Origin of the sequence: Agromyces sp. H66, assembly GCF_004959775.1 — a bacterium.
In the GTDB taxonomy this organism is placed as follows: Bacteria; Actinomycetota; Actinomycetes; order Actinomycetales; family Microbacteriaceae; genus Agromyces.
In genome coordinates, this window is sequence record NZ_SJZG01000001.1 from 79722 (window position 1) to 103499 (window position 23778).

Here is a 23778-nt window from a genome sequence, read left to right on the forward strand (position 1 = left end):
GATCAGCGCGGGCCGGGTCGCGGGCGGTGCCGCGACGGCGGGGTCGAGGCGGGCGGTGGTCATGGCGGTCCCTTCTGTCGGAGACATCCGTCGACTATTTCGACAGGTGTAGCCGAGACGGTAGTCTGGAGCCCGGCGAGCCGCGAGCGTCAGCCGGGCCCGCTGCGTCGAGTATCCCGACACGGAGGGTGCGAATGTCGAACAACGTCGCTCACGATCGGGTCGACCTGCGCAGCCGCCGCACCGAGCAGCACCTCCGCGACGCGCTCGTGGCGCTCATGGCGCAGCGCGGCTACGACTCGATCACGGTCGTCGACATCTGCGACCGGGCGATGGTGCACCGCACGACGTTCTACAAGCACTACGAGGACAAGTTCGATCTCCTCGACGACGTGCTCGACACGAGGCTGCTCGAACTCCTCGGACCGGATGTCCTCGCGGGCGATCCTGCACGACCCGGACCTGACGAGGTCGCCCACCTGCTCCTGCGCATGGCCGGGAGGATCCAAGCCGATCGGGACTTCTTCGGACTGCTCGCCAGCCCGGATGCAACGAGCCTCGTGCCGCGGCTCACCGAAGCGCTGCGACGGCGACTCCTCGAGACGCCGCGGGGAGCGCGCGCATCCGCCCACGATCGCGAACGCGCCGAGCTGCAGGCCCACCTTCACGCCGCGCTCATCGTCAATGCCATCACGTGGTGGATGGCCCGCCCCGACCGGCTCACCCCCGCAGAGGTCGCCGAGGTGCTCACCGGCGAGCTCACGCGTTGATCGGCGACCGCGTCGGCGCCACGCCGCGTGGCCGCCGCACGGTCAGCCGACGCCGCCGCTCGGCCGCGCGGCAGCTCGGGCGAGTGCAGCCGGCTGAGCATGCGCTCGGTGTTCAGCGGCGCGCGCCGGTCGAGCAGCGAGACGACGATGGTGGTGATCGCGGCGGCGGCGATCGTCCACGCTCCCGGCTGCGCGAGCAGCGCCGCCGCGGGGCCCGCGCCGGTCCCGAGTAGCGGCGACGCGAAGAGCGCGCCCGAGCAGAGCACCGACCCGACGAGCATGCCGGCGATCGCACCACGTGCGGTCAGGCGGCGCCACCAGATGCCGAGCACGATCACGGGCGAAAGCGCCGAGGCGGCGAAGACGAACACCGTGCCGACCGACGTGACGAGACCCTGCGGGACGGTGGCGAGCGCGACCACGAGCGGCACGGCGGTCGTGAACACCGCCGCCCAGCGGAACGAGCGCACCGTGCCGCGGAACAGGTCCTGGCTGACCGTGCTCGAGAGCGACACCACGAGGCCCGACGACGTGCCGAGGAACGCGGCGAGCGCGCCGGCGATGACGAGCGCCGTGAGCAGGTCGCCGGCCATGCCGGGGATCAGCCGCGACGGCAGCAACAGCGCCACGGTGTCGGCGATGCCTGGCTGTGCGAGGTCGGGCGCGGTCGCCCGGGCGATGAGTCCGACCGTGCCCGAGACCATGTAGAAGGCGCTGATCATGACGATCACGATCACGGTCGTCCATCGCGCCGAACTGCCGGTCGGGCTCGTGTAGAAGCGCACGAGCACATGCGGCAGGCCGATCGTGCCCAGGAGGAGCGCGACGAGCAGCGAGGCCGTGGTGTACGTGTCGAGTCCGCTCGGACCCCGTTCGGGCGGGAAGACCAGGGACGGGTCGATCGCCGGCTCGTGCGCGCCGAGCGTGATCGCGAAGAAGACCACGGGCACGGCCAGGGCCGCGAACTTGAGCCAGAACTGGAACCCCTGCACGAACGTGATCGATCGCATGCCGCCCGCCGCGACCGAGCCGCTCACCACGACGGCGACGGTGACCGCGCCGACCCACGGCGGGATGTCGGCGACGACGTTGAGGGCGAGTGCCGCGCCGTGCAGCTGGGGGACGATGTACAGCCAGCCGATGACCAGCACGAGCACGCTCGTGATGCGCCGGGCGACGACCGAGTCGAGGCGGGCGTGGATGAAGTCGGGGATCGTGTAGGCGCCGCTCCGGCGCAGGGGAGCGGCGACGAACATCAGCACGAGCAGGTAGCCCGCCGCGTAGCCGATCGGGAACCAGAACGCGTCGGAGCCCGAGAGCAGCACGAGGCCCGAGAGGCCGAGGAACGTGCCGGCCGACAGGTACTCGCCGCTGATGGCCGACGCGTTCCAGATCGGGCGCACGGTGCGCGAGGCCACGAAGAAGTCGCTCGTGGTGCGCGAGATGCGCAGGCCGTAGACGCCGATCACCGAGGTGACGACGAGCACGAGCGCGATGGCCGCGATGGGCAGCAGCGGGTTCATTCGTGCTCCACGAGGGCCCTGAACCGGCGTTCGGTGCGCATCGCGGCGACCGTGTAGGCGACGGCGAAGACGATGATGATCGGGTAGTACCCGTACGCCTGGATCAACCACGGCAGGGGGACGCCGGCGATCGACTGGTCGTGCAGCGACGGGATGCCGCTGATGACGAACGTGACGAGCACGACGGCCAGGACGAACGAGACGACGAAGACCAGCGCGAGTCGGCCCTGCGCGCGCATGAGGCTTCGGGTGAAGAGCGTCTCGGCCTCGCTCACGTGCGCCCGGCCGGCGCGGGCGAGCGGTTCGGTGCGCGGGGCGGGCCGGTCGACGCTGGTGACGCGCTCGCGTGCCGGTCGCCCCGGCCGGTGCCGACGGTCGGCGGCGGGCGCCGTGCGCGTGGCATCCGGATCGCTCACCGTCGCTCCTCGCGGGGTTGCAGGATCGCCTCGCGGACGACGGGGATCGACCGGCGGCTGACCGGGATCTCCTCTCCGGCGACGGTGAGGGTGGGGTGCGCGCCGATGAGCTTCACGGTGGTGATCGCGCGGCGGTCGACGAGGTACGAGCGGTGCACGCGGATGAAGCCCGCGTCGGCCCACCGCAGTTCCAGGTCGGAGATCGGCTCCCGGATCAGGTGGCTGTCGGTCTCGGTCACGAGCCGGGAGTAGTCGCCCTGCGCCTGCACCCAGCGCACGTCGCTTCGGTGCACGACGCGCATGACGTTGCCGATCCGCACGGCGATCGACTCGTCGGCGATCGGGTCGGGCTCGGCGTTCGCGTCGCGGCCCGCGAGGATCCGCCCGACGGCGCGCTGCAGCCGCTCCCGGCGGATCGGCTTCAGGATGAAGTCCACCGCCTGGAAGTCGAACGCCTCCACGGCGCCCGCCTCGTCGGCGGTGACGAACACGATCGCGGGCGGCACGTTGAACCGCGACACCGCGCGGGCGAGGTCGAACCCCGAAAGCCCCGGCATGTGGATGTCGAGGAACGCGGCGTCCACCCCGTGCTCGGCGAGCAGGCGCACCGCCCCCGAGCCCGACGAGGCCCGCCAGATCCGCCCCACCCGGGTGTCGCGGCGCAGCAGCAGCTCGAGCTCGTCGAGCACGGGGCGCTCGTCGTCGGCGATGAGCACGTCGATGGTGCGGGTCGCCGCATCTCCCGCGCGAGCGCCCGCGTCAGCGGCCGTCATCCGACCACCTGCCTCTCCGTCTCGTTGAAGGGCTGGGACTTGGGGATGCGCATGCGCACCATCGTCCCGGCCCCCGGGTTCGTCTCGACCACGAGCGCGTGGTCGTCGCCGTAGATGCCGCGCATGCGCGAGTCGACGTTGCGCAGGCCCACGTGGTCGGTGGGCTCGCTGTCGGTGAGCAGCGCGCGGAGTTCGGACGGTCGCATGCCGACGCCGTCGTCGTCGACCGTGATCTCGGTGTGGGTGCCGTCGTCGACCGCGGAGATCACGACGGTGCCGCCGTGCTCGCGCGGCTCGAGCCCGTGCCGGATGGCGTTCTCGACGAGCGGCTGCAGGCTGAGGAACGGGATGACCGTCGCGAGCGTCTCGGGGGCGATACGCAGCGTGACGCTCAGTCGCTCCTCGAAGCGGGCGCGCTCGAGCTCGACGTACGAGTGCACGCTCTTGAGCTCCTCGGCCAACGTGGTGAACTCGCCCTGGCGTCGGAACGTGTAGCGGATGAAGTCGGCGAAGTCGAGCAACAGGTCTCGCGCGCGCTCGGGGTCGGTGCCGATGTACGACGCGATGGCGCCGAGGGCGTTGTAGACGAAGTGCGGGCTGATCTGCGCGCGGAGGGCTCGCAGTTCGGCTTCGGCGAGGGCGGCTCGGGATGCCTCGAGCCCGCCGAGCTCGATCTGCGCGCCGCTCCACTTCGCGACCTCGGTGGTGGCCCGCACGAGCGGGGGGCGCACTTTCGCCGCGAACGCGACGATCACCCCGACGACGCGTCCGTTGGCGATGATGGGCGCTCCGACCGCGTCGCCGGCCTTCGTGGAGAGGAGCTGTCGCTGGCCCGTCTCGATGACGCCCGACGCGAGTTGCCAGGCCTCGGGCCCGAGGTCGAGCCGCCCGTCGACCGACACGATGCCGTTCCGGTCGGCGATCGCGATCGCGTCGCTGCCGAGGAGCGCCTTCAGCGAGCGCGCCGCCCGGTGCGCCTCGCCCGTGTCGAGGCCGCCGCGCAGGTGCACGGCGGCCCGCGACGCGAGCGAGAGGGTGCGGAACGTGGCGCGTTCCGCGTCGCTGCCGAGGTCGCGTGAGCCGCGCGCGAGGCGCCAGGCCAGCTGCGCGAGCAGCGTGACCGCCACGCTGATCGCGGCGACGACGGGAAGCCACATGGCGTCGATCATGCGCCTCCTCGTCACGTCAGCAGCAGCGGGCCCCGGGGTTGCGGTCCTGGTCGTCCATCCTCTCCCGCCAGAACTCGCGCTCGGTCAGTGGCGGATGCTCCGCGCCGTGGTTCGCGAGGTGATGGTCGAGGTAGACCCGGTAGGCATTGTCGCCCATCAAGTTGTGCACGTACCACGCGATGCCGCGGCATCCGCGGATCAGCAGGTCGAGGGCGACGGGGGCGCCCGCCCGAACCTCGGAGGTTCGGGCGGGACGCCGCTCGGTGGTGTCGGTCACGTCGGACATCAGTGGCGGGTCGACTCGGGCTGCCGCTCGGCGGGCAGGGCGGCCCACTGGCGTTCGAGCGCCTTCTCGGCCTTCGTGGCGAACAGTCCGGCGGGAGCGAAGCGACGGGATGCCACGGCCGGGTCTTCGTGGTTCTCGCCGCCGCCGTTCCGCCACGCCTTCACGGTGGCGACGACCGACGTGATCAGCACGATGATCGCGAGCGTGACGAACACGATCGACAGGGTGCCCTGCACGAAGGTGTTGCGCACGACGGCCTCCATCGCCTCGACGGTCGGCGCGGTGCCGAACGAGGTCTCGCCCGCGTCGAGTGCGTTGCGGAACGCGACGTGGTTCGCCCAGTAGCCCACCTGCGGCACCGGCGAGAAGATCTTGTACATCGACGCGGTGATGGTGACGACGGCGGCGAACGCCAGGGGAAGGGCCACGATCCAGAGCCAGCGGTGGTAGCTGCGACCGCGCTTGGCGACGATCGCGAGCACCACCGCCAGGGCGATGACCGCGAGCAGCTGGTTCGCGATGCCGAACAGCGGGAAGAACGTGTTGATGCCGCCGAGTGGATCGGTGACGCCGAGGATCAGGATGTAGCCCCACCCGGCGACCATGATCGCGGTGGTGATCCAGACTCCCGGACGCCAGGCCGTGTCCTTGAACCGGGGGATGACGTTGCCGATCGAGTCCTGCAGCATGAAGCGCGCGACCCGGGTGCCCGCGTCGACCGCCGTGAGGATGAACAGCGCCTCGAACATGATGGCGAAGTGGTACCAGAAGCCCGCCAGCGCTGCGCCGCCGAACGCCTGCTGCATGATCTGCGAGAGGCCGAGCGCGAGGGTCGGGGCGCCGCCCGTGCGGGAGACGATCGACTCCTCGCCGACCGCGGCGGCCGTCGAGGTGAGCACGTCGGGCGTGAGGTTGACGCCCGTGAGCCCGAGCGAGTTGACGAACGCGACCGCACCCTCCACGGTGCCGCCGGTCGCGGCGCCCGACGAGTTCATCGCGAAGTAGATGCCCCGGTCGAGCGAGATCGCGGCGACGAGCGCCATGATCGCCACGAACGACTCCATGAGCATGCCGCCGTAGCCGATGAAGCGGGTCTGCCGCTCTTTCTCGATGAGCTTGGGCGTGGTGCCCGACGCGATCAGGGCATGGAAGCCCGAGAGGGCGCCGCACGCGATCGTCACGAACAGGAACGGGAACAACGAACCCGAGAAGACGGGGCCGAGCTCGCCGCCGGCGAACTCGCTGAACGCGGGAACCGAGATCTCGGGGCGCACGAGCACGATCGCGCCGGCGAGCATCACGATGACGCCGATCTTCATGAACGTCGACAGGTAGTCGCGGGGGGCGAGCAGCAACCACACCGGCAGCACCGCGGCGATGAAGCCGTAGACGATGATGCCCCAGGCGATCGTGGTGCGATCGAGGTGGAAGATCTCGGCGCCCCACGGGGTCGCGGCGACCCAGCCGCCCGCGACGATCGCGGCGAGCAGCAGCACGAAGCCGATGATCGAGACCTCGGTGATGCGGCCGGGCCGGAGGTATCGCAGGTAGATCCCCATGAACAGGGCGATCGGGATGGTCATCGACACGCTGAACACGCCCCACGGGCTCTCGCCGAGTGCGTTCACGACGACCAGCGCGAGGATCGCGATGATGATGAGCATGATGAGCAGCGACGCGACGATCGCGGCGGTGCCGCCGATGCGACCGAGCTCGTCGCGCGCCATCTGGCCGATGCTGCGGCCACCGCGGCGCGTCGAGAAGAAGAGCACCAGGTAGTCCTGCACCGCGCCGGCGAGGATGACGCCGACGATGATCCAGATCGTGCCGGGCAGGTAGCCCATCTGCGCCGCGAGCACGGGGCCGACGAGCGGGCCGGCGCCGGCGATCGCGGCGAAGTGGTGGCCGAACAGCACGCGCCGGTCGGTGGCGTGGAAGTCCTTGCCGTCGGCCTTGACCTCCGCCGGGGTGGCGCGCCGGTCGTCGGGGCGCGCGATGTAGCGCTCGATGACCTTCGCGTAGAAGCGGTAGCCGATGAGGTAGCTGGCGACCGCGGCGAAGACGAACCACATCGCGTTCACGGTCTCGCCGCGCACGATGGCGATCATGGTCCAAGCGATGCCGCCGACCAGGGCGATGGCGCCCCAGAGCAGGATCTTCGGCCAGGTCCACTTGCGCTCGCGCTCGAGTTCGGCCTCGGGTACGGCCGTCGGGGGAAGGGTGGGATCGGGTTCGAGTTCGGCGACGGAATGCCCGTCGTTCGTCGTTCGCGGGGGTTGCGACGTCATTGTGCTCCTCCTCGGAGTGCCTCGTTGCGTACGGTGAGTCACCCTACGAACGCCGTTGCACGTCGAACCGCCCGTCGCGGTCAGCGGCGGCTTCGTGCGACAGGCGGTCGGATTCTGCGACGAATGGCGGTGCGTGATACGTCGATCTGCGTGCCGCCCCGGGGCAGCCCTGACCGTCCGGGTGCCCCTCCGGCCTGTGTCAGTCCGGCGGCCGAGGCGGAGCGGCGGATGCCCCGCGGGGCCACGACTCGACGAACCGATCGAGCAGCTCGGCCAGCACCCGGGCCTCCTGGTCGGTGAATCCGGCGAGCGCCTCGGTGACGTTTCGGCGGCGCGCGTCGTGCACCCGGTCGACGATCTCCTTGCCGTCGGCGGAGAGCTCGATGCGCGCGTAGCGGGCGTCGTCGGGCGCCGTGGTGCGCCGGATGAGCCCATCGGCGAGCAGTTCGGTCGTCAGGCGGCTGGCTCGGGGCCGGTCGATGCCGATCGCGTCCGCGATCTCCGAGATGGAGCGGCCGTCACCGGTCTCGTCGAGCGCATCGAGGTAACGGAAGCGTGCGGCATCCGCGGCCGCCGCCCGCGCGCGTGAGTCGCCCGCGTCATTGGCGTCGCGTGCGTCCCGGCGGTGCAGCCGGCGTGCCTGCTGGTCGCGCCGGATGCGCACCAGCGCACGTTCGATCACGATCTCGGGCGCGATGGCCCCCTCGTCGGGGACGGGCATGTGTGCTAGTTTACAACAGTTGTAAAAACACAACTATTGGAGGAGCAATGTCCACGCTCGCACGCGATTCCCGATCGGGCGACGATGCCCGACAGGGGAGGATCCGCACCGGCCTGCTGCGTCGCCTCGCCATCGGCGTCGGGGCGGTCGTCGTCTACGTCGCGGTCGCCGTCCTCGTCGCTGTCGGGGCTCCCGCCGGCTGGCCCGCGATCGGAGCCGCCGGGTACGCGCATGCGCAGGCGACGATCGTGCCCGCGCTGAACGTCTTCGGGCTCACCGCGATCGTGCTGAGCATCGTCGGCCCGGTCGTGCCCGCCGTGCTCCGCGCGTCGGTCGCCGCCGTGCTCGCGTTCGCGGCTGCTCTGGCCGGGCCGTTGGCGGCGGTCGCCGACGGCACGATCGGTGCGGGTGCGATCGTGTCCGTCGGAACCGCCGTGCTCGCGGTCGCCGGGGCCGCGATCGGCGTGGCACTGGCGCTGCTCGTCGGCCCGGCCATGCGATCGACCGAGCCGGCCTGACCGCGCCGACATCGTCGGTCGGCGGCCGCGATTCCTCGTGCCGGCGACTCGAACTCCGCCGCCGGCTCGAATTCGGCCGCCGACGAGGAGGAGTCCTGCCGCTCGGGATGCCACGGCGTGCTGCCGCGGCATCCCGAGCCCAGTATCACGAGTCGCCGGTGCTCCGGCTTCGCCGTCGGTGATGGAGCAGGAGCAGCACGCCCCCACTGATCAGGGCGATCAGCGCGAGTGATCCCGCGCCCAGGGCGAAGGGTCCAGCGTCGAAGCCGGTCCGGGCGAGGGTGCCCTGACCGTCGGCGGACGGTGCCGTCGAGGGATCGGCCGGGGGCGGCGTCGGTCCGTTGCCCGGAGTCGGCTGCGGCGCCGGCGCGGCGACGACCTCGTACATCGTCTCCTGCGTCGTCGTGTTGCCGGCCTCGTCGATCGCCGTGACGACGAACTCGAAGGTGCCGACGGCGTCGGTGGGGATCGCCTGGCCGGAGGGCACCGTGCCCTCGCACGACTCGATGCCCGAGACCTCGTCGTGGCACGTGTAGTCGGCGAGGAGTTCGCCGCCGACCTCGACCCGGGCGATGCCGGTGTCCCCCGCGCCCTGCGTGCCCGCGGAGGGAGAGCGCAGCGCGACCCGTGGGGCGGTGCCGTCGATGCGCACGTCGATCCGGGTCCAGCCGGTGGTGTTGCCCGCGCGGTCCCGCGCTTCGACCTGCACTTCGTGGTCACCGTCGGCGGTGAAGGTGTGCGAGTATGCGAACCCCTCGGCAGAGACGGGCACGCCGCCGTCGATGCGCACGACCAACGACTCCATGCCGGAGTGCGCGTCGGTCGCCTTCAGCTTCACCCTGACTGGCTCGTCGTACCACCCCGTCGGCGGTTGTTCCGGCATCGTGACCTCGACGGCCGGGGGCACTTGGTCGGCGGCGATCGTGTACGACACCGTCCGACTGACGGTGTTCCCCGCTTCGTCGATGGCATCGACCGTGAATGCGTGGTCACCCGGCTGCGACGTGTCGACCGGTGTGCCGCTGGCGAGCGAACCGTCGCACGATGCGACGCCCGAGGTCGCATCGTCGCACTCGAAGTCGGCGATGACCTCCGCGCCGATGTCGTATCGAGCACCGTCGGCGGGAGCTCGAAGGTCGATCGACGGCGCCGTCTCGTCGATCCGGATGGTGGCGGCAACGGGATCGCTCGCGTTGTCCTGGTGATCGATCGCGCGGAAGACCAGTTGGTGCGTCCCATCGCCGGCGACGGGTACCGCGATGGAATCGCCGTACCCGGTCGTCTCTGCGGAACCATCGAGTCGCCAGCTGATCCGGGAGACTCCCGGGGCGTGGTCGACGGCGTGGATCGTCGCGGTGATATCCTGCGTGAACCAGCCGGATGGTCCGGGCTTCGCGGGGTCGGTCGTGATGCTGGTCATCGGCGCGGTGGAATCGGCGGGGACCACGAGCGCCGATGCGGTGCGCGAATAGGTCTCGTCGCCGATGGTCGCCCAGACCTTCACGAGGTAGACACCCGGTTCCAGCGTGCCGAACCGGGCGCGGTAGCCTCCGTTCTCGAGCGTCATTGCCGCCTCGCTGGAACCGCCCGTCGAGTCGGTGATCCGCGCCCGGGGCTGCAGGTCACGCCGTGCGACGCCGTCTACGGCGAACCCGGCGGTGACGTCGACCGTCGGCTGTGACGGGCGCACGCCGACGTTCACCGTGGTGCGTGTGGTATGCCAGCCCCACTCGTACGATGCCTGCGCGGCCTCCCCTCCGGTGTTCGTCAGCCGCAGGATCCACACGCCGCTGACCGGAGTCTGGAGCGACAGGGTGAGCTGCTTCACCGCATCACCGGACGTGTCGCCCCAGGCGGTCGGGCCCGATGGCGGGATGAGCGACAGGTGCACGCTCGGGTCGCTGACCGAGTAGGCGTTCACCGACGTTGCGTCCGTCGTCCTGAAGACGAAATCGCGGGCCTCGCCCGCGGCGATGACCCCCGCCGACAGCTCGGTGCTCGGCGTGACCGCCTCGTGTATCGAGTCGGCAGTTGCCGGTTGATCGGACACCTGCTCCACGGGCTCGGGTTCGGCGGCGTCACCGTCGGTCGCCGCGGCATCCCCGGATTCGAGGTCGGCCGGGTCGGCCGGGTCGATCGGTGCGGAGTCGACGGAGGCCGCCGGCGTGTCACGGGACGCGTCCGAGAGGCTCGATGAGCTCGTGGCATCCGACTCCGCCGGGGCCGCTGCCAGGGCATCCGGGGACCGGTCGGCGGGCGCCGCGGGCGCCGCGGCCGAATCCGATGCCGTGTCGACCTCAGCGGCCCAGACCCCGCTGGTCAGCAGCGACGCGGTGAGCAGCGCGGCGACGGTCGCGGAGACTGCGCCGACGATTCGACGTCGTGAGGATCGGCGGGGATCGCCGATGTGTTCATCGTGGACAGCGGAGGGAGCCGGCGCGACGAGCCGGTTCGCGCGTCGGCCGCGGGTGGGTGGTGTCATGGCTGCGTGTTCCTGGTCGGGTGACCGCGCGCGCCGGCGGACGCGCGTGGGCGACGGATGTCACGGCTCGACGGTCCCGCGCGCGGCGTCCCGACGGCCAGAGACGGATGTCCCGGATCATCCGGGCGCCGCCGTCATCACCACGCACGCCGCTCAGGAGGCGCGGCGCAGCGGCATCCGGCCGAACTCGGCACCCATGCGGCGAGCGGCCTCGTGGGCGGCGGAGCGACCCGGCTCCGCGTCGGCGACGGCGAGGTTCGGACGGAATGCGATCGACGAGACATCCGTGATCCCCGCCCAGTTCAGCCAGTTCTCGAAGTAGGGCTGCTGGAAGTCGCTGCCGAACGCGGGCGGGCGGTCTTCGCCGTACACGGCGCTCGTGTACACGACGACGGCGCGCCGGCCCTCGAGCAGCCCGCTGTACCCGGCCTCGGGGTCGAACCCGAACACCATGCCGGGCTGGCTGACGACGTCGATGAACTGCTTGGCGATGTACGGGATGCCGGCGTTCCACATCGGCAGGCTGAAGAGGTAGAGGTCGGCCGCCGCGAACCGCTCGAAGGCGAGGCGCGCGCGGTGCCAGGCGACCTCCTGCGGGCCGACGGGCTGCTCGCCGGCGAAGATCCGCATCTTCGCGCCGGCGCCCTCGGGTCCGAAGTCGGGCAGCGAGCCGTCCCACAGGTCCCATTCGTCGACGGATGCCGCGGGGTTCGCCTTGCGGAAGGCGCCGACGAACGCACGGGCGATCGCGAGCGACTCGGATGCCTCGCCGCGAGGCGATGCCGAGACGTGGAGGAGGGTGGTCATGGTCCGATCCTTTCTTGCGTGCAGACGCACATAAATGAGGATGAGCGCCACCATAACATGTACGTGCGCACGCACACAATCTCGGATAGGATGGCCGCATGCCGAAGCCGAGCGATGCCGAACGCGCGTGGGAGGCGGTGCTGCGCCTGCACGCCGCGCTGCTGCCCCGACTCGACCGGGTGGTCGCGCGCGAGGGCGGCATGCCGCTGGGCTGGTACGACGTGCTGCTCGAGCTCAACGACGGGGGCGGCCGGCTCACGATGGGGCAGCTCGCCGAGCGGGTCGTGCTGAGCCGCACGCGCGTGAGTCGTCTCGTCGACGAACTGACCGGTGCGGGTCTCGTGGCCCGAGAGGCGAACCCCGACGACGGGCGGTCGGCATTCGCGGTGCTCACCGCCGATGGGCGGCGCCGGTTCCTCGCCGCCGCACGCGCATACCTCCCGGCGATCGAACGCGAGTTCGCGCCGGTCGACGCCGACCGGCTCGCCGAGGTCGCCGACGGGCTCGAGGCGGTGCTCGGAGCGGTGACGGGGGAGCCGGCTGCGCGCGAGCGTCGCAGCCGTCGGTAGCACCGCGTCCGCGGCATCCTCTCGTCCGCCGGGGCTGCGCCGCGCCGCGCGCCGCGGCTACGCTGAGCAGAGAAGGGGGCGCCGGTCGGCGTGCCCGAACAGGAGGGGGACGACCGATGGACATCACCGACAACGGGCCCGAGCCGAACGCGTTCGACATCGAGACCGCGACCACGGAGAATACCAACTACCGCGTCGCGGCCTGGACCGGCAAGTACCTGCAGGTCACGCTGATGTCGATTCCCGTGGGCGAGGCGATCGGTCTCGAGGCGCACCCCGAGACCGACCAGTTCCTGCGGGTGGATGCGGGCCGGGGCCGCGTGAAGATGGGCCCGTCGAAGGACGAACTCACCTTCCAGCAGGATGTCGCGGACGGCTGGAGCATCCAGGTGCCGGCGGGCACGTGGCACGACCTCGAGAACACGGGTGACGAGCCGCTTCGGCTGTACACCATCTACGCGCCCGTGCATCACGGGGCGGGCATCGTGCAGCCCACGCGCGAGGACGCGGAGCGCGACGAGGAGGCGGGCGTCGACGAGCCGCCGTCGTGGAGCGTGCAGCCGCCCAAGGCCGAACCCGACAAGCACGCCTGACTGCACGCGCCGCGATCGCGTCGACCGGTCAGTCGACGAGCCCGGCGCGGTGGGCGAGGATCGCGAGCGCGGTGCGGTCGCGAACCTCGAGCTTGGCGAGCAGGCGGCTGACGTAGGTGCGTGCGGTCGCGGGGCTCAGGAACAGGGCGGTCGCGATCTCCTCGTTGGTGTCGCCGTGCCCGACCCGCACGAGCACCGCCCGCTCGCGCTCGGTGAGGAGGTCGAGTCGCGCGGCCGCCGCCGGCGGCGGCGGTGCCGGTGACCGGGCGACGTGCTCCATCACGCGTCGGGTGATCGCGGGCGAGAGCAGGTTCTCTCCCGCGGCGGTGGTCTTCACGGCGCTGCGGAGCGCGTCGGCGGGCGTGTCCTTCAGGAGGTAGCCCGCCGCTCCGCGCGTGATCGCCTCGATGATGTCGTCGTCATCGTCGAACGTGGTGAGGATGACGATGCGCGACGCGTCGAGCGCCGGGTCGGCGCGGATGGCCTCGGTCGCCTCGAGCCCGTCCATGACCGGCATCCGGATGTCCATGAGGACGATGTCGGGGCGCAGCGCCCGCGCCTGGGCGACCGCGGTGCGCCCGTCCGCCGCCTCGCCGACGACCGCGAGCTCGGGATCGTTCTCGAGCAGGGTCCGGATGCCGGCGCGCACCAGCGCCTGGTCGTCGACGATCAGCACGCCGATCACGGGGCCTCCCCGAGCGGCAACACGGCCTCGACCGTGAAGCCGTCCTGATCGGCGCGGGCGGTGAGCCGTCCACCCAGGGACTCGGCTCGCTCGCGCATGCCGCGGATGCCGTGGCCGCCGCCCCCGCCGCCGGCGCCGTGGTCGCCCGTCCCGCGGTCGCCGGCGCCGCGGTCGACCGCACCGTCATCGTGCACCCGCACCCGCACGTCGTGGTCGAAGGCGGTGACCTCGATGCCCAGACGGGTGCCGCCCGAATGCCGGACGGCGTTCGTCACCGCCTCCTGCGCGATGCGGAAGACGGCCGCCTCGACGAGCGGCGGAAGCACCGGCGCGTCGATCGAGACGTCGACCTCGAAGCCCGCGACCCGCGCGGCATCGGCGAGCGACGGGACATCCGCCACTGAGATGACCGTGCGCCCGCGCTCGGCCGGATCGCGCAACAGCGCCACGGTTCGCCTGAGCTCGGCCATGGTGGTCGCAGTGGTCGCCGCGATCACGTCGAGCGCACGGCGGATCGCGTCGTCGTCGCGACCGACGGACTCGCGTGCGACCTCGGTGTGCAGTGAGGTCACCGAGGTGGCGTGACCGATGGAGTCGTGCAGGTCGCGCGCGACGGCGAGTCGCTCGGCGTGGATCCTGGCGTCCGACGCCTGCTGCAACTGCCGCGCGGTCAGGTCGGCGATGAGCCTCGCGCTCGCCTGCGCCGCACGCCGCGACCGCACGCTGTCGCCGAGGGCGATGGCGGCCGCCATGAGTGCGACATGCCCCACGAGCTCGTAGCCGACCACGAGCGAGAAGGCCTGCCCCTCGAGCAGTCGGAAGCCGACCGACACGACCGTCACGACGACGGCGGTGACGATCGACGGGACGAGTCGCCCGAACTCCGCCGCCGAGTACAGTGCCGCGGCCACCGGCACGGCCAGGCCGATCGCGGGGTACCCGATCGCGTAGTACGCGAACAGGCCGAGCGCCGTGACGGCGAGCACGACGATCGGATGGCGTCGGCGCGCCAGCATCAGGGCGCCGAGCCCGACGGCCCACAGGTACGCGATGGCGTCGGGGCGCTGACGGCCGCCCTGGTCGGCCGTGATGACCACGGCGAGCACGGCGGCGACGCCGGCACCGATCACGGCATCGACCACCCACGCGGGCCACCGCCTCGGCGACTCGGGCATGAGATCCTCCGCCATGACCTCGAGCGTACGCGGGCCCGGATGCCGCGTGCAGTCGCCTCGAGGCGACGCGGGATGTCGCTCCGCGGCGACCCAGAAGACGCCGGTCGACGGATGTCGCGGGCCGGGCTCGATTCATAGCGTGAACGCCATGACCACACCACACGGATCCCAGCACCCCGACCAGCCCCGCCCCACCGCGCCGAGCGCGGCGGAAGCGCCGGCCGTGCCGCCCGCACGACGCAATCGAGCGCTCGGCCTCTCCTTCCTGGCGATCGTCGGACTGGCGCTGCTCGCGGTGCCGCGCGTCGTGCTGCACGACCTCCATCTCATCGACGAGGGCACGTTCGTCAACGCCCTGCTCGTGTTCGTCCCGCTCGTCGTCTGGATCGCGGTCGTGCTGTGGCGACGGGTGCCGAACCCGTTCCTCACGCTCCTCGTCGTCGGTGCGTGCTACGGCGTCTTCCTCGCCGCCGTGCACCTGCTCCTCTGGAACGTCGCGATGGCGGGCAACGAGCCCGCGCTCGGCGGCAACCTCGTCGACGTCGACCCCACGGTGCAGGCGTTCGTCTTCCGCGCCTACACGGTCGTCAGCAGCCTGTTCACCGGGCTGATCGCCGGAGCCGTCACCGGGCTCGTGGCGTGGGGGATCGCCGCGCTGAGTCGTCGGAACGCCCATTGAGCGGCTTCCGGATGCCGGCCGGTTCGGTGCGACTGCTCCCATGAACGGATGCGATACTCCCGACGTGGTAATGTTGGTGTATCCGCAAACACTCTGGAGGTGGCCATGACACGAGCCGGCACGCTCCTGCGCGCGGCCCGCGCCTCTTCGGGTCTGACGCAGGCTGAGGTCGTACGCCGTTCCGGCGTCGACAAGTCGACGGTGTCCCTCATCGAGTCGGGCCGCCGGAACCCGTCGCTCGAGAAGGTGGATCACCTGCTGCGCTCGACCGGTCGACGGGTCGGCATCTATCCGACGACCCGCAGCGGCTCCGTGGAGGCCGGGGGAATCATCGGTGAGTGGGTGGCCGACGGAGACGAGGAGGCCGCGCTTCGCGCATTCCTGCGATTCAGCGACAACCTCTCCGCGACGACGGGAGTCGATCGCGTCGTACTCGCTGCTGCCGAACCACCACCCACGGGGTCCGCGACATGGGATGCTGCGCTCGCCGCGGTCACTGAGTACTGGCTCGAGCAGGAGAACCTTCCCAAGCCCGCCTGGGTCGATGACGAATCCCGCACGCTTCGCGAGGCGACGCCGCTGATACTCAATCGTTGGACGTCCGCGCGCTCGATTCGCGACGTCCCGAACGCGTTCGGCAAGCATCGGGTTCTCGTCGACGAGTCCACCCTGCAGAGCGCATGACCACGCTCACTCGCGACGACATGATCGAGGGTCTCAGGGAGCTCGTCCGTGAGCTGCATGCCAGAGGCGAGTCCGGTGGCGTGCGCATCGTCGGCGGGGCGGCCATGCTGTCGGCATCACGACGGTCGACGACGCGGAGGCGCTGTATGAGCGGTTCTACCCCGGGGAGCTGCCGAAGGACGTCGCCTACGTGATGCTCGAGGACATCATTGATGCGGGGCTGGCCGACGCCCCTCCGGCCCCTCCGCTGCCCTACCTCGGCGCCTGACCGCGGTGCATTTGCACGCACTCACGGGCGTCTATAGAAGCCTCGTGAAGGTCGCGACCCGCCGGATGGTCGGCCAGATGCCGACGGCTGCAGCACCTCGGCGCCGACGAGCACCTCCGCGGCGTGCAGGGTCGCGGCGTACGCCGACATCCGGCGCATGCCCTCGGCGATCACGTCGTCGCCGATCGACTCGGGCGACTCCTCGGCGTAGTGCAGTAGCAGTGTGTATCGCATCATCATCCCCGTGCCGGTTCAGCCAACAGCGTACTTCGCGATGATGACGCCGGTCGTGGTGGGCACGGTGCGCTGCAGCCCGAACTCCACGCGCGTCGACCCGAACAGTCTCGTTCCGGTTCCCAGGACGAGTGGATGCCGCAGCAGCACGAGCTCGTCGACGAGCTTCGCGCCGAGCAGCGCCCGCACGAGTTCGCCGCTGCCGAGCACCGTGATCGCGCCGTCGAAGGTCCGGCGGAGCTCGGCGACGGTCCGGGACGCCTCGCCGGCGAGGAGGGTGGAGTTCGGGTACGCGAGACGGAGGTCGTGATCCCGCGAGGCGACGTGCTTCGGCGTGTTCACCAGGACCTCGGTGAACGGGTTGGGTTCGGGGGTCGTCGTCCAGAACCCGAGCAGGTCGTCGTAGGTGCGCCGCCCGAACAGCAACGCGCCGCCGCGCGACATCTCCTCGGCCGCGAACCGACCGGCGACGTCGTCCCGGTACGGCGCCGCCCACCCGCCGTGTCGGAACCCGCCGCGGGTGTCCTCGTCGGGCCGTCCGGGCGCCTGCATGACGCCGTCGAGCGTGACGCTCTCGAACGCTGTGATGGTGGCCATGGTGTGCTCCTGTCCCGGGCGCCGGATGCGGCCCGTCATCCCATGAACGAGCGATACGCCGCCCGATCGACACCGGGCGGGGATTCTTCTGCCCGGGGTGTCACATTCCCGGGTCGGGCGGTGTCTGCATGTCGAGAGGATTCGCACCCGATCTCGGAGAAGACATGAACGGCAGCACTCGGACCGGTCTCGCCCCTATGAGCGAGGATCCGTTCGTCACCCATCGCAACCTGCTCTTCACGGTCGCGTACGAGATGCTCGGCTCGGCCGCCGATGCCGAGGACGTGTTGCAGGAGTCGTGGCTGCGGTGGTCGGCGGTCGACCAGGCGCAGGTCCGCGAGCCGCGCGCGTACCTCGTGCGCATCGTCACCAGGCAGGCGCTGAACCAGCTGCGCACGGTGTCGCGCCGCCGCGAGGACTACGTGGGCGAGTGGCTGCCCGAACCGCTGCTCACGAGTCCGGATGTCGCCGACGACGTCGAGCTCGCCGAGAGCGTCTCGATCGCGATGTTGACCGTGCTCGAGACGCTCGGCCCCGCTGAGCGTGCGGTGTTCGTGCTGCGCGAGGTGTTCGACCTGCCCTACGACGAGATCGCCACCGCGGTGGACAAGACGCCGGCCGCGGTGCGGCAGATCGCCCACCGCGCCAAGGAGCACGTCGCGGCGCGCCGACCTCGGGTGGTCGTCGACAGCGCCGAGCAGGAGGCGGTCGTCGCCCGGTTCGTGGCGGCGGTGAACTCGGGTGACCTGCAGGGGCTCATGGACGTGCTCGCGCCCGACGTGGTCTCGGTCGCCGACGGCGGCGGCAAGGTCCGCGGTGCCGCGCGGCGGCCGATCGTGGGCGCCGCGAAGCTGGCGGCCTACATCCTGGGCGGCATGGAGAAGTTCGGCGTGCAGCTCACGGCCACGCCGGCATGGGTCAACGGCGCGCCGGGCGCCCGGGTCGAGGTCGACGGCGCGCTCGTCGGCGCGATGAGCGTGACCGTCGAGCACGGGCGCATCACCCGGATCTACTCCGTCGCGAACCCCGACAAGCTGGCCCGGCTCGACGCGGAGGCGGAACTCGCCCGGTAGCGGCATCCTCACTCGGGCCGGTTGCCCTCATCGCCGTCGATCGTGAACGGCGTGGCGACGCCCTCGTACATGACGTGGGCGATGAGCCCGTCGACCGCGTGCGGGAGCGTGTGGCAGTGGTCGCTCCAGATGCCCGGGTTGTCGGCGACGAACGCGATGTCGTACGACTCGCCGGGTCGCGCGTCGAGCGAGTCGACCCACCACGGGCTGCCGGATGCCGCGACCCCGTCCCGCGAGAGCACGACCACGTGGTGGCCGTGCAGGTGCATCGGGTGCACGTCGCCCGAGTCGTTGCGCAGGCGCATCACCACGACATCGCCCTCGCGCACCTCGAACATCGGGACATCGGGGAACATGCGGCCGTTGATGGTCCAGAAGTTCCCGGGGCGGCCGTCGATGATTCCGAACCGACGCCCGATGACGTAGTCGTACGAGCGGTCGGGTGCTGTCGGGTCGAAGTCGAGCGGTTCCGGCGACCCGTAGGCGAGCAGGTCGAGCGACTCCGCCGGCTGCGGCGCCGAAGGGGCGGATGCCGCGGGGTCGCCGATCACGACGCTGCGCGCGCCGCCGACGTGCAGCCGCACGGCACGGCCTTCGGAAGGCGCGGCGACCGCGACATCCGCCCGCCCGCCGGCCGGGATCAGCAGGCGCCGCCCCTCGACGTCGGTCGGCTCGTGCACGTCGCGCCCGTCGATCGCGACGACGCGGAACGGATCGCCCGACCACACGGCCGCGGTGCCCTGGTCGGTGTTGATGACGCGCACCCGTACGATCGAGCCGGGTTCGGCGGCCACCTGTTCGTCGCCGACTCGGCCGTTCAGCGAGTGCTGCCCGCCATAGACGTGGAGCAGCGCGGTGACATCGACGTCGGGCGCGGCACCCGTCGATGCGGTGGATGCCTCGGCGGGCTCGATCACGACCGCCCCGAGCAGTCCGCCGACGACCTGCTCGTGCGAGACCTGGTGCGAGTGGTACCAGTACGTGCCGGCGTCCTCGGCCACGAATCGGTAGACGTGCCGCCCGCCGACGGGTACCGCGTCCTGGGTGATGCCGGCGACGCCGTCGGCCGCGTTCGGCACGTCGATGCCGTGCCAGTGCAGCGTCGCGCCGTCGCCGACCGACTCGTTGACGAACACGACCTCGACGAGATCGCCCTGCTTCGCCCGGAGCTCGGGTCCGGGCGACGAGCCGTTCACGGTGTACCCGTCGACCGAGCGGCCACCGGGCACGTCGATCGTCTCCTGCCGCGCGACGAATTCGACCCGCACGTCGGCGGGACGGTCGGGGTCGGCGGTGAGCGATGTCACGCTGACCGCGCTCGCCGCGTCAGCGGTTCCGCCGGCTCCCGATGCCGCCGCGCCATCGGCCTCGCCCGCCCCGTGCTCCCCGTGGCTCCCGCCGTCGTCGGCGGGGTGGCCCATGTCCATCACGGAGTACTCGCCGAGCAGCGTCGAGCTCCATGCGAGCGCGCCGACGCCGAGCGCGGTGGTCACCGCGACGGCGACGGCGGCTCGCCGGATCAGTTCACGCCTGGACGGCATCGGAGTCCGCCCCTTCGACCTCGGACCCCGCGTCGGCCGCGCCGGCCGTTCGCCGTTCCCCGACGCGGCGTGCGGACATCGACGCCGTCGCGACGATCGCGATGGCGACCGCGCCGTGGATCGTCCCGATGAACGGCACGTCCGCGACCGCGTAGCCCAGGGCCACCTGCATCACGACGAGTCCGAACACGATCGCCGCCCACAGCTTCGCCCCGCGTGTCCGTACGAAGAACGACACCACGAGCAGCGCGAGCGCGAGCACCGGAATGACGACCCCGCCGACGAGCGCGTGGACGACGGATCCGGGCTCGCCGCCACCTTGGCCGCCCTCGAGGGCCGCCGTGTCGAGGACGCTCCCCTCGGAGACCCGGTTGAGCACGCCCCCGAATGCGAACGCGATCGCGGCGGATTGGACGACGACCCCGCCGGCGACGAGCCAGGCGAGGACCGAGTAGAGCTTGCGCATGGAGACCTCCTCGTTCGTGCGGCGCCAGGTCGCGGCATCCGCTCGTTCCCCACCCTCGCCGGAGTCGCACGGTCGGCGGATCGCAGGGAACCGGATGCCGGATGGCGGCGAGCCGCACCGCCGATGGAGGCCAGCCGCCATGTGCGGGGCGTGGAGCGCCCCCTCCCGCAGGCGCCGTGACAGGAGCACGATGGGAGGGTGCTTCGCAGATGGGGATGGTTCGCGGCCCTCGCCCCGCTCGGCACGGCGTCGCTCGTGTACGCCGTGATCGCGCGGGGGTTCATCGCCGGCGACGCGGGCCACGGACTCGCGTGGCCGCTCCTCGGGATCCTGCCGCTGTTCACGTTCGGCATGTGGCTGCTGACCGCGTCGACGTCGAGGTCGGCGCTCTACATCGCGTGGGCATCCACGGCCATGGCCGTGGGGTCCGCCGTCGACACGTTCGTGCGATTGAACGTCGACGTGGTGCGCGAGCCCTGGTTCCCCGCCTTCTCCCTCATCGGGCTCATCGCCGATGCGGTCACTGCGGCGGGCTTCATCAGCATGTTCGCCACCTTCCCGACCGGGATCCCCGAGCGGAGATGGCAGCGCATCATGGTCGCCCTCTTCTGGCTCCCCGTCGTCGTGGCGCCGCTGTCGCTGCTGACCACGCCGCACGCCGTCACGCCGTTGTTCCTCGGCGTGGACGGCGAGGGTGTCCCCAACCCGTTCGCCGTGCCGTGGCTCGAATGGGCGGACCCCATCGTCGAATGGATCGTGTACCTGTGGCCGTCGGCGATCGCGGGGATCGCGGTGCTCATCGCGCGGGCGTTCTTCGGCGACCCCGAGGTGCGCAAGCGCATGCGGGTGATGACGGTGGCCGTGCTCGCCACCGTCGTGAGCTGGTCGCTCTGGACGCTCCTCACGCCGAACTGGCTCGCCGACCTGGCGGTCTACGTCTCGCTGGCCGCGGTCCCCTTGGCCGCGATCCACGGCATCCTCCGCTACGGCGCCTTCGATATCTCGCCGGGGGACCGATCGCGGTTCGTCGCCCGGTCGTCGGACCTGCTGATCACCCTGCTCTACGGGGTCGGCACCGCCGCGCCCGGTGTGCTCCTCGCCGACGTGCTGTCTCCCGTCGGCGCCGTGCTGCTCACCACCGTCGCGGCCCTGCTCCTGCTGCCGGTCAGGTCGCTGCTGCAACGCTGGATCCACTGGGTCGTGTTCGCCGACCTCGATCGCCAGCTCGCGATCCTCGGCGATCTCGGCGCGCAGCTCGAGCGAGCCGGCGAACCGCTCGATCTGCTCACCAGGCTGGCGGAGGCGGTGCACGACGGCCTCCACTCTTCCTGGGTGCGCATTCGGATCGCGACGATCGCGACGGAGGACCACGACCTCGTCACGCCGGTCGCGATCGCCGGCGACGAGGAAGCCGCGGCGCGGGACGAGCCGGTGCTCTCCTCCGACCTCGTCCGCGGCGACGAAACGCTCGGGCGCATCGAGGTCGGCCCGCGCCGTCGCGGCGAGTACAGCGACGCCGAGCGGGCGCTGCTGCGCACGGTGGCCGGCCAGGCCGCGGCATCCGTCGCCAACGTGCGGCTCACGGCCCGGCTCGCCGAGCAGCTCGACGAGCTGACCGCCTCGCGAGAACGGCTCGTGGCCGCGCAGGACGACGAGCGGCGACGCCTCGAGCGCGACCTGCACGACGGCATCCAGCAGGACGTCGTGGCCCAGATCGCGGGACTCCGGCTGGCGCGCAACCGTCTCGAGCGCGGCCAGCTGACGCCCGAGGAACTCGCCGAGCTGCAGGATCAGGCCCGGGCGACGCTGAACGACCTTCGGGAGCTCGCCCGGGGCATCCACCCGCCGGTGCTGAGCGACAACGGACTCGTCGCCGCGGTCGAATCGGGCGTGGCCCGGTTCCCGATCCCCCTCGCAGTGGAGGCCGAGGAGAGCGTGCGTGGCGAGCGGTTCCCCGAGGAGGTCGAGACCACGGCGTACTACGTGGTGCGCGAGGCGCTCGCGAACGCGGCCAAGCACGCGAACGCGACCCACGCGTCGGTCGCGATGGCGCGCAGCAACGGGCGCCTCCGGATCTCGATCAGCGACGACGGCCGGGGCATCGGGCCGATCGTGCCGGCGTCGGTTTCGAGGGGTGGGCTGGCGAACATCCGCGACCGGGTCGCGGCGCTCCGCGGCACGATGCGGGTAACGTCGGATGGACCGTCGGGCACCGGTACGACGGTGCTCGTGGAGTTGCCGGTGGGCGGCGTGGCGCCGGCGGCGGGCGCGCCGCGGGAGGGAGCACCCGTTGGATGAGCCGGGCACGCTTCGGGTCGTCATCGCCGAGGACAACTACCTGGTCCGCGAGGGCGTGCGGCGGCTGCTGGAGGACTCCGGCGAGGTCGACGTGGTCGCCGGAACGGGCAACGCGACCGAACTGCTCGACGCGGTGCGGCGGCTGTCGCCGCACGCGGTGCTCACCGACATCCGGATGCCGCCCGGCCACCACATGGAGGGCATCGAGGCGGCACGCACGATCCGGGCCGAGCATCCCGACATCGGGGTCGTGGTGTTGTCGCAGCACGCCGACGAGAGCTACGCCCTCGCGCTCTTCGCGGACGGCTCGGCGGGACTCGGCTACCTCCTGAAGGATCGGATCGGCGACCTCGAGGACCTCGTGCATGCGCTCCGCGAGGTGCGGGCCGGCGGCTCGGTGATCGACCCGCAGATCGTGGACACGCTCGTGCGCCGTCGCAGCGTGGCCGGAGCGTCGAGCCCGCTCGCGGCCCTGTCGCCGCGTGAGCTCGAGGTGCTGCGGCAAATGGCGGCCGGCAAGACGAACGCCGGCATCGAGCAGGCCCTGTTCCTGTCGACCTCGACCGTCGAGAAGCACGTGAACGCGATCTTCTCCAAGCTGCGGCTGCCCGTGAGCGGCGTGCATCGGCGCGTCGCGGCCGTGCTCGCATTCCTGCAGAATGACGGCGGCCGGACGGCGTCGTAGGCTGAGGGCATCGATCATCCGCAACGGCGCGGGATGCCGCGCGAGGGGGTAGGCCAGATGGACCTCACGACCGAGGCGACCGACGCGACCGACACGACCGAGCACGTCGTCACGACCGAGATCGAGAAGATCGCGCGCGCGTTCTCGAGCCACCGCTTCGACCAGGCGCTGCCGCACCTCACCGACGATGTCGTCTGGACGAGGGTCGGCGAGAAGCCGCTGATCGGGCGGAAGGCCGTGAAGAAGGCCTGCGAGCGCACCGCCGCCGGCCTTACCGATGTGACGACCGAGTTCCAGCGATTCCGCACGGTGGTCGGCGACGAGAGCGTGGCGGTCGAGAGCCTGGCGAGGTACACCGGCGCCGACGGCAGCGTGTCGGTCGTCGCGGCGTGCGACGTGTACGACTTCGACGACGAACGCGTCACCGAGATCGTCTCCTACATGGTGGAACTGCCCGGCTGACGCTCGGACGGGGTCA

Annotated in this window: 25 protein-coding genes; 10 read left to right on the top strand and 15 right to left on the bottom strand. The window is 71.4% G+C overall.

The window, feature by feature from the left end; translation table 11 throughout:
- Nucleotides 1-194 precede the first annotated feature (194 nt).
- A complete protein-coding gene (locus EZM51_RS00410) occupies nt 195-770 on the top strand; it encodes a TetR/AcrR family transcriptional regulator (RefSeq protein ID WP_136706111.1) in 576 nt (191 codons plus the stop codon).
- Here EZM51_RS00410 and EZM51_RS00415 read toward each other — a convergent pair.
- The 7 genes from EZM51_RS00415 to EZM51_RS00445 all read right to left on the bottom strand — a co-directional run bounded on the left by EZM51_RS00415 (nt 665) and on the right by EZM51_RS00445 (nt 7946).
- Nucleotides 665-2293 (bottom strand): cation acetate symporter, encoded by a 1629-nt coding sequence (locus tag EZM51_RS00415; protein WP_136706112.1) that lies wholly within the window; start codon nt 2291-2293, stop codon nt 665-667. The two genes, EZM51_RS00410 and EZM51_RS00415, sit on opposite strands and share 106 nt — an antisense overlap.
- The gene (locus EZM51_RS00420; protein WP_136706113.1) at nt 2290-2709 is read right to left on the bottom strand and encodes a heavy metal transporter; all 420 of its coding nucleotides are present in this window, start codon (nt 2707-2709) and stop codon (nt 2290-2292) included. Before EZM51_RS00420 ends, EZM51_RS00415 begins: the two co-directional genes overlap by 4 nt.
- Nucleotides 2706-3482 carry a LytTR family DNA-binding domain-containing protein gene (locus EZM51_RS00425; protein WP_136706114.1) on the bottom strand — a complete coding sequence of 259 codons (777 nt, stop codon included), beginning with the start codon at nt 3480-3482 and terminating at the stop codon, nt 2706-2708. Before EZM51_RS00425 ends, EZM51_RS00420 begins: the two co-directional genes overlap by 4 nt.
- Entirely contained in the window at nt 3479-4651 is a 1173-nt protein-coding gene (locus EZM51_RS00430) for a histidine kinase (protein ID WP_136706115.1), read from the bottom strand. Before EZM51_RS00430 ends, EZM51_RS00425 begins: the two co-directional genes overlap by 4 nt.
- Before the next feature lie 16 nt (nt 4652-4667).
- Nucleotides 4668-4928, bottom strand: coding sequence for a YbdD/YjiX family protein (locus tag EZM51_RS20940; protein WP_349236049.1), 261 nt, complete (start codon nt 4926-4928; stop codon nt 4668-4670).
- 8 nt (nt 4929-4936) lie between these two features.
- Complete coding sequence (locus EZM51_RS00440) at nt 4937-7225, bottom strand: carbon starvation CstA family protein (RefSeq protein WP_136706117.1); 2289 nt, start codon at nt 7223-7225, stop codon at nt 4937-4939.
- 199 nt (nt 7226-7424) lie between these two features.
- Nucleotides 7425-7946 carry a MarR family transcriptional regulator gene (locus EZM51_RS00445; RefSeq protein ID WP_136706118.1) on the bottom strand — a complete coding sequence of 174 codons (522 nt, stop codon included), beginning with the start codon at nt 7944-7946 and terminating at the stop codon, nt 7425-7427.
- Between the two features lie 47 nt (nt 7947-7993).
- On the opposite strand from EZM51_RS00445, the gene EZM51_RS00450 reads away from it, so the two are divergent.
- Entirely contained in the window at nt 7994-8464 is a 471-nt protein-coding gene (locus tag EZM51_RS00450) for a hypothetical protein (protein ID WP_136706119.1), read from the top strand.
- 145 nt (nt 8465-8609) lie between these two features.
- On the opposite strand, the gene EZM51_RS00455 is transcribed toward EZM51_RS00450, so the two are convergent.
- Both EZM51_RS00455 and EZM51_RS00460 read right to left on the bottom strand, forming a co-directional pair.
- A complete protein-coding gene (locus tag EZM51_RS00455) occupies nt 8610-10946 on the bottom strand; it encodes an Ig-like domain repeat protein (protein WP_136706120.1) in 2337 nt (778 codons plus the stop codon).
- Nucleotides 10947-11099: 153 nt separating this feature from the next.
- The gene (locus EZM51_RS00460; protein WP_136706121.1) at nt 11100-11753 is read right to left on the bottom strand and encodes an NAD(P)H-dependent oxidoreductase; all 654 of its coding nucleotides are present in this window, start codon (nt 11751-11753) and stop codon (nt 11100-11102) included.
- Between the two features lie 98 nt (nt 11754-11851).
- On the opposite strand from EZM51_RS00460, the gene EZM51_RS00465 reads away from it, so the two are divergent.
- Nucleotides 11852-12322: a helix-turn-helix domain-containing protein gene (locus EZM51_RS00465; RefSeq protein WP_136706122.1), complete on the top strand. Its 471-nt coding sequence runs from the start codon at nt 11852-11854 to the stop codon at nt 12320-12322.
- Between the two features lie 116 nt (nt 12323-12438).
- Nucleotides 12439-12915 carry a cupin domain-containing protein gene (locus tag EZM51_RS00470; RefSeq protein WP_136706123.1) on the top strand — a complete coding sequence of 159 codons (477 nt, stop codon included), beginning with the start codon at nt 12439-12441 and terminating at the stop codon, nt 12913-12915.
- A gap of 28 nt (nt 12916-12943) precedes the next feature.
- Here the strand turns inward: EZM51_RS00470 and EZM51_RS00475 are convergent, their stop codons facing one another.
- Nucleotides 12944-13600 carry a response regulator transcription factor gene (locus EZM51_RS00475; protein ID WP_136706124.1) on the bottom strand — a complete coding sequence of 219 codons (657 nt, stop codon included), beginning with the start codon at nt 13598-13600 and terminating at the stop codon, nt 12944-12946.
- The gene (locus EZM51_RS00480; RefSeq protein ID WP_211195766.1) at nt 13597-14790 is read right to left on the bottom strand and encodes a histidine kinase; all 1194 of its coding nucleotides are present in this window, start codon (nt 14788-14790) and stop codon (nt 13597-13599) included. Before EZM51_RS00480 ends, EZM51_RS00475 begins: the two co-directional genes overlap by 4 nt.
- Before the next feature lie 133 nt (nt 14791-14923).
- On the opposite strand from EZM51_RS00480, the gene EZM51_RS00485 reads away from it, so the two are divergent.
- Together EZM51_RS00485 and EZM51_RS00490 are read left to right on the top strand one after the other, a co-directional pair.
- Nucleotides 14924-15454, top strand: a complete 531-nt coding sequence (locus EZM51_RS00485) for a hypothetical protein (RefSeq protein WP_248305381.1) — start codon at nt 14924-14926, stop codon at nt 15452-15454.
- A gap of 105 nt (nt 15455-15559) precedes the next feature.
- Nucleotides 15560-16138, top strand: a complete 579-nt coding sequence (locus EZM51_RS00490) for a helix-turn-helix transcriptional regulator (protein ID WP_248305437.1) — start codon at nt 15560-15562, stop codon at nt 16136-16138.
- A gap of 289 nt (nt 16139-16427) precedes the next feature.
- On the opposite strand, the gene EZM51_RS00495 is transcribed toward EZM51_RS00490, so the two are convergent.
- Both EZM51_RS00495 and EZM51_RS00500 read right to left on the bottom strand, forming a co-directional pair.
- On the bottom strand, nt 16428-16640 hold the full coding sequence (locus EZM51_RS00495) for a hypothetical protein (RefSeq protein ID WP_211195767.1): 213 nt from the start codon (nt 16638-16640) through the stop codon (nt 16428-16430).
- A gap of 18 nt (nt 16641-16658) precedes the next feature.
- The gene (locus tag EZM51_RS00500; protein ID WP_136706126.1) at nt 16659-17237 is read right to left on the bottom strand and encodes a dihydrofolate reductase family protein; all 579 of its coding nucleotides are present in this window, start codon (nt 17235-17237) and stop codon (nt 16659-16661) included.
- A gap of 197 nt (nt 17238-17434) precedes the next feature.
- Here EZM51_RS00500 and EZM51_RS00505 point away from each other — a divergent pair, with 197 nt between their 5' ends.
- The gene (locus EZM51_RS00505) at nt 17435-18310 is read left to right on the top strand and encodes an RNA polymerase sigma-70 factor (protein ID WP_136706127.1); all 876 of its coding nucleotides are present in this window, start codon (nt 17435-17437) and stop codon (nt 18308-18310) included.
- A gap of 8 nt (nt 18311-18318) precedes the next feature.
- On the opposite strand, the gene EZM51_RS00510 is transcribed toward EZM51_RS00505, so the two are convergent.
- Complete coding sequence (locus EZM51_RS00510; protein WP_136706128.1) at nt 18319-19851, bottom strand: multicopper oxidase family protein; 1533 nt, start codon at nt 19849-19851, stop codon at nt 18319-18321.
- Nucleotides 19835-20317, bottom strand: a complete 483-nt coding sequence (locus tag EZM51_RS00515; RefSeq protein WP_136706129.1) for a hypothetical protein — start codon at nt 20315-20317, stop codon at nt 19835-19837. Before EZM51_RS00515 ends, EZM51_RS00510 begins: the two co-directional genes overlap by 17 nt.
- A 198-nt stretch (nt 20318-20515) precedes the next feature.
- On the opposite strand from EZM51_RS00515, the gene EZM51_RS00520 reads away from it, so the two are divergent.
- Genes EZM51_RS00520 through EZM51_RS00530 form a run of 3 tightly spaced genes read left to right on the top strand, consistent with a single transcriptional unit; the run spans nt 20516 to nt 23762 of the window.
- Complete coding sequence (locus tag EZM51_RS00520) at nt 20516-22615, top strand: ATP-binding protein (protein ID WP_136706130.1); 2100 nt, start codon at nt 20516-20518, stop codon at nt 22613-22615.
- Nucleotides 22608-23300, top strand: coding sequence for a response regulator transcription factor (locus tag EZM51_RS00525; RefSeq protein ID WP_248305382.1), 693 nt, complete (start codon nt 22608-22610; stop codon nt 23298-23300). The genes EZM51_RS00520 and EZM51_RS00525 overlap by 8 nt, the downstream gene beginning before the upstream one ends.
- 57 nt (nt 23301-23357) lie before the next feature.
- Complete coding sequence (locus tag EZM51_RS00530) at nt 23358-23762, top strand: nuclear transport factor 2 family protein (RefSeq protein ID WP_136706132.1); 405 nt, start codon at nt 23358-23360, stop codon at nt 23760-23762.
- Nucleotides 23763-23778: the final 16 nt, after the last annotated feature.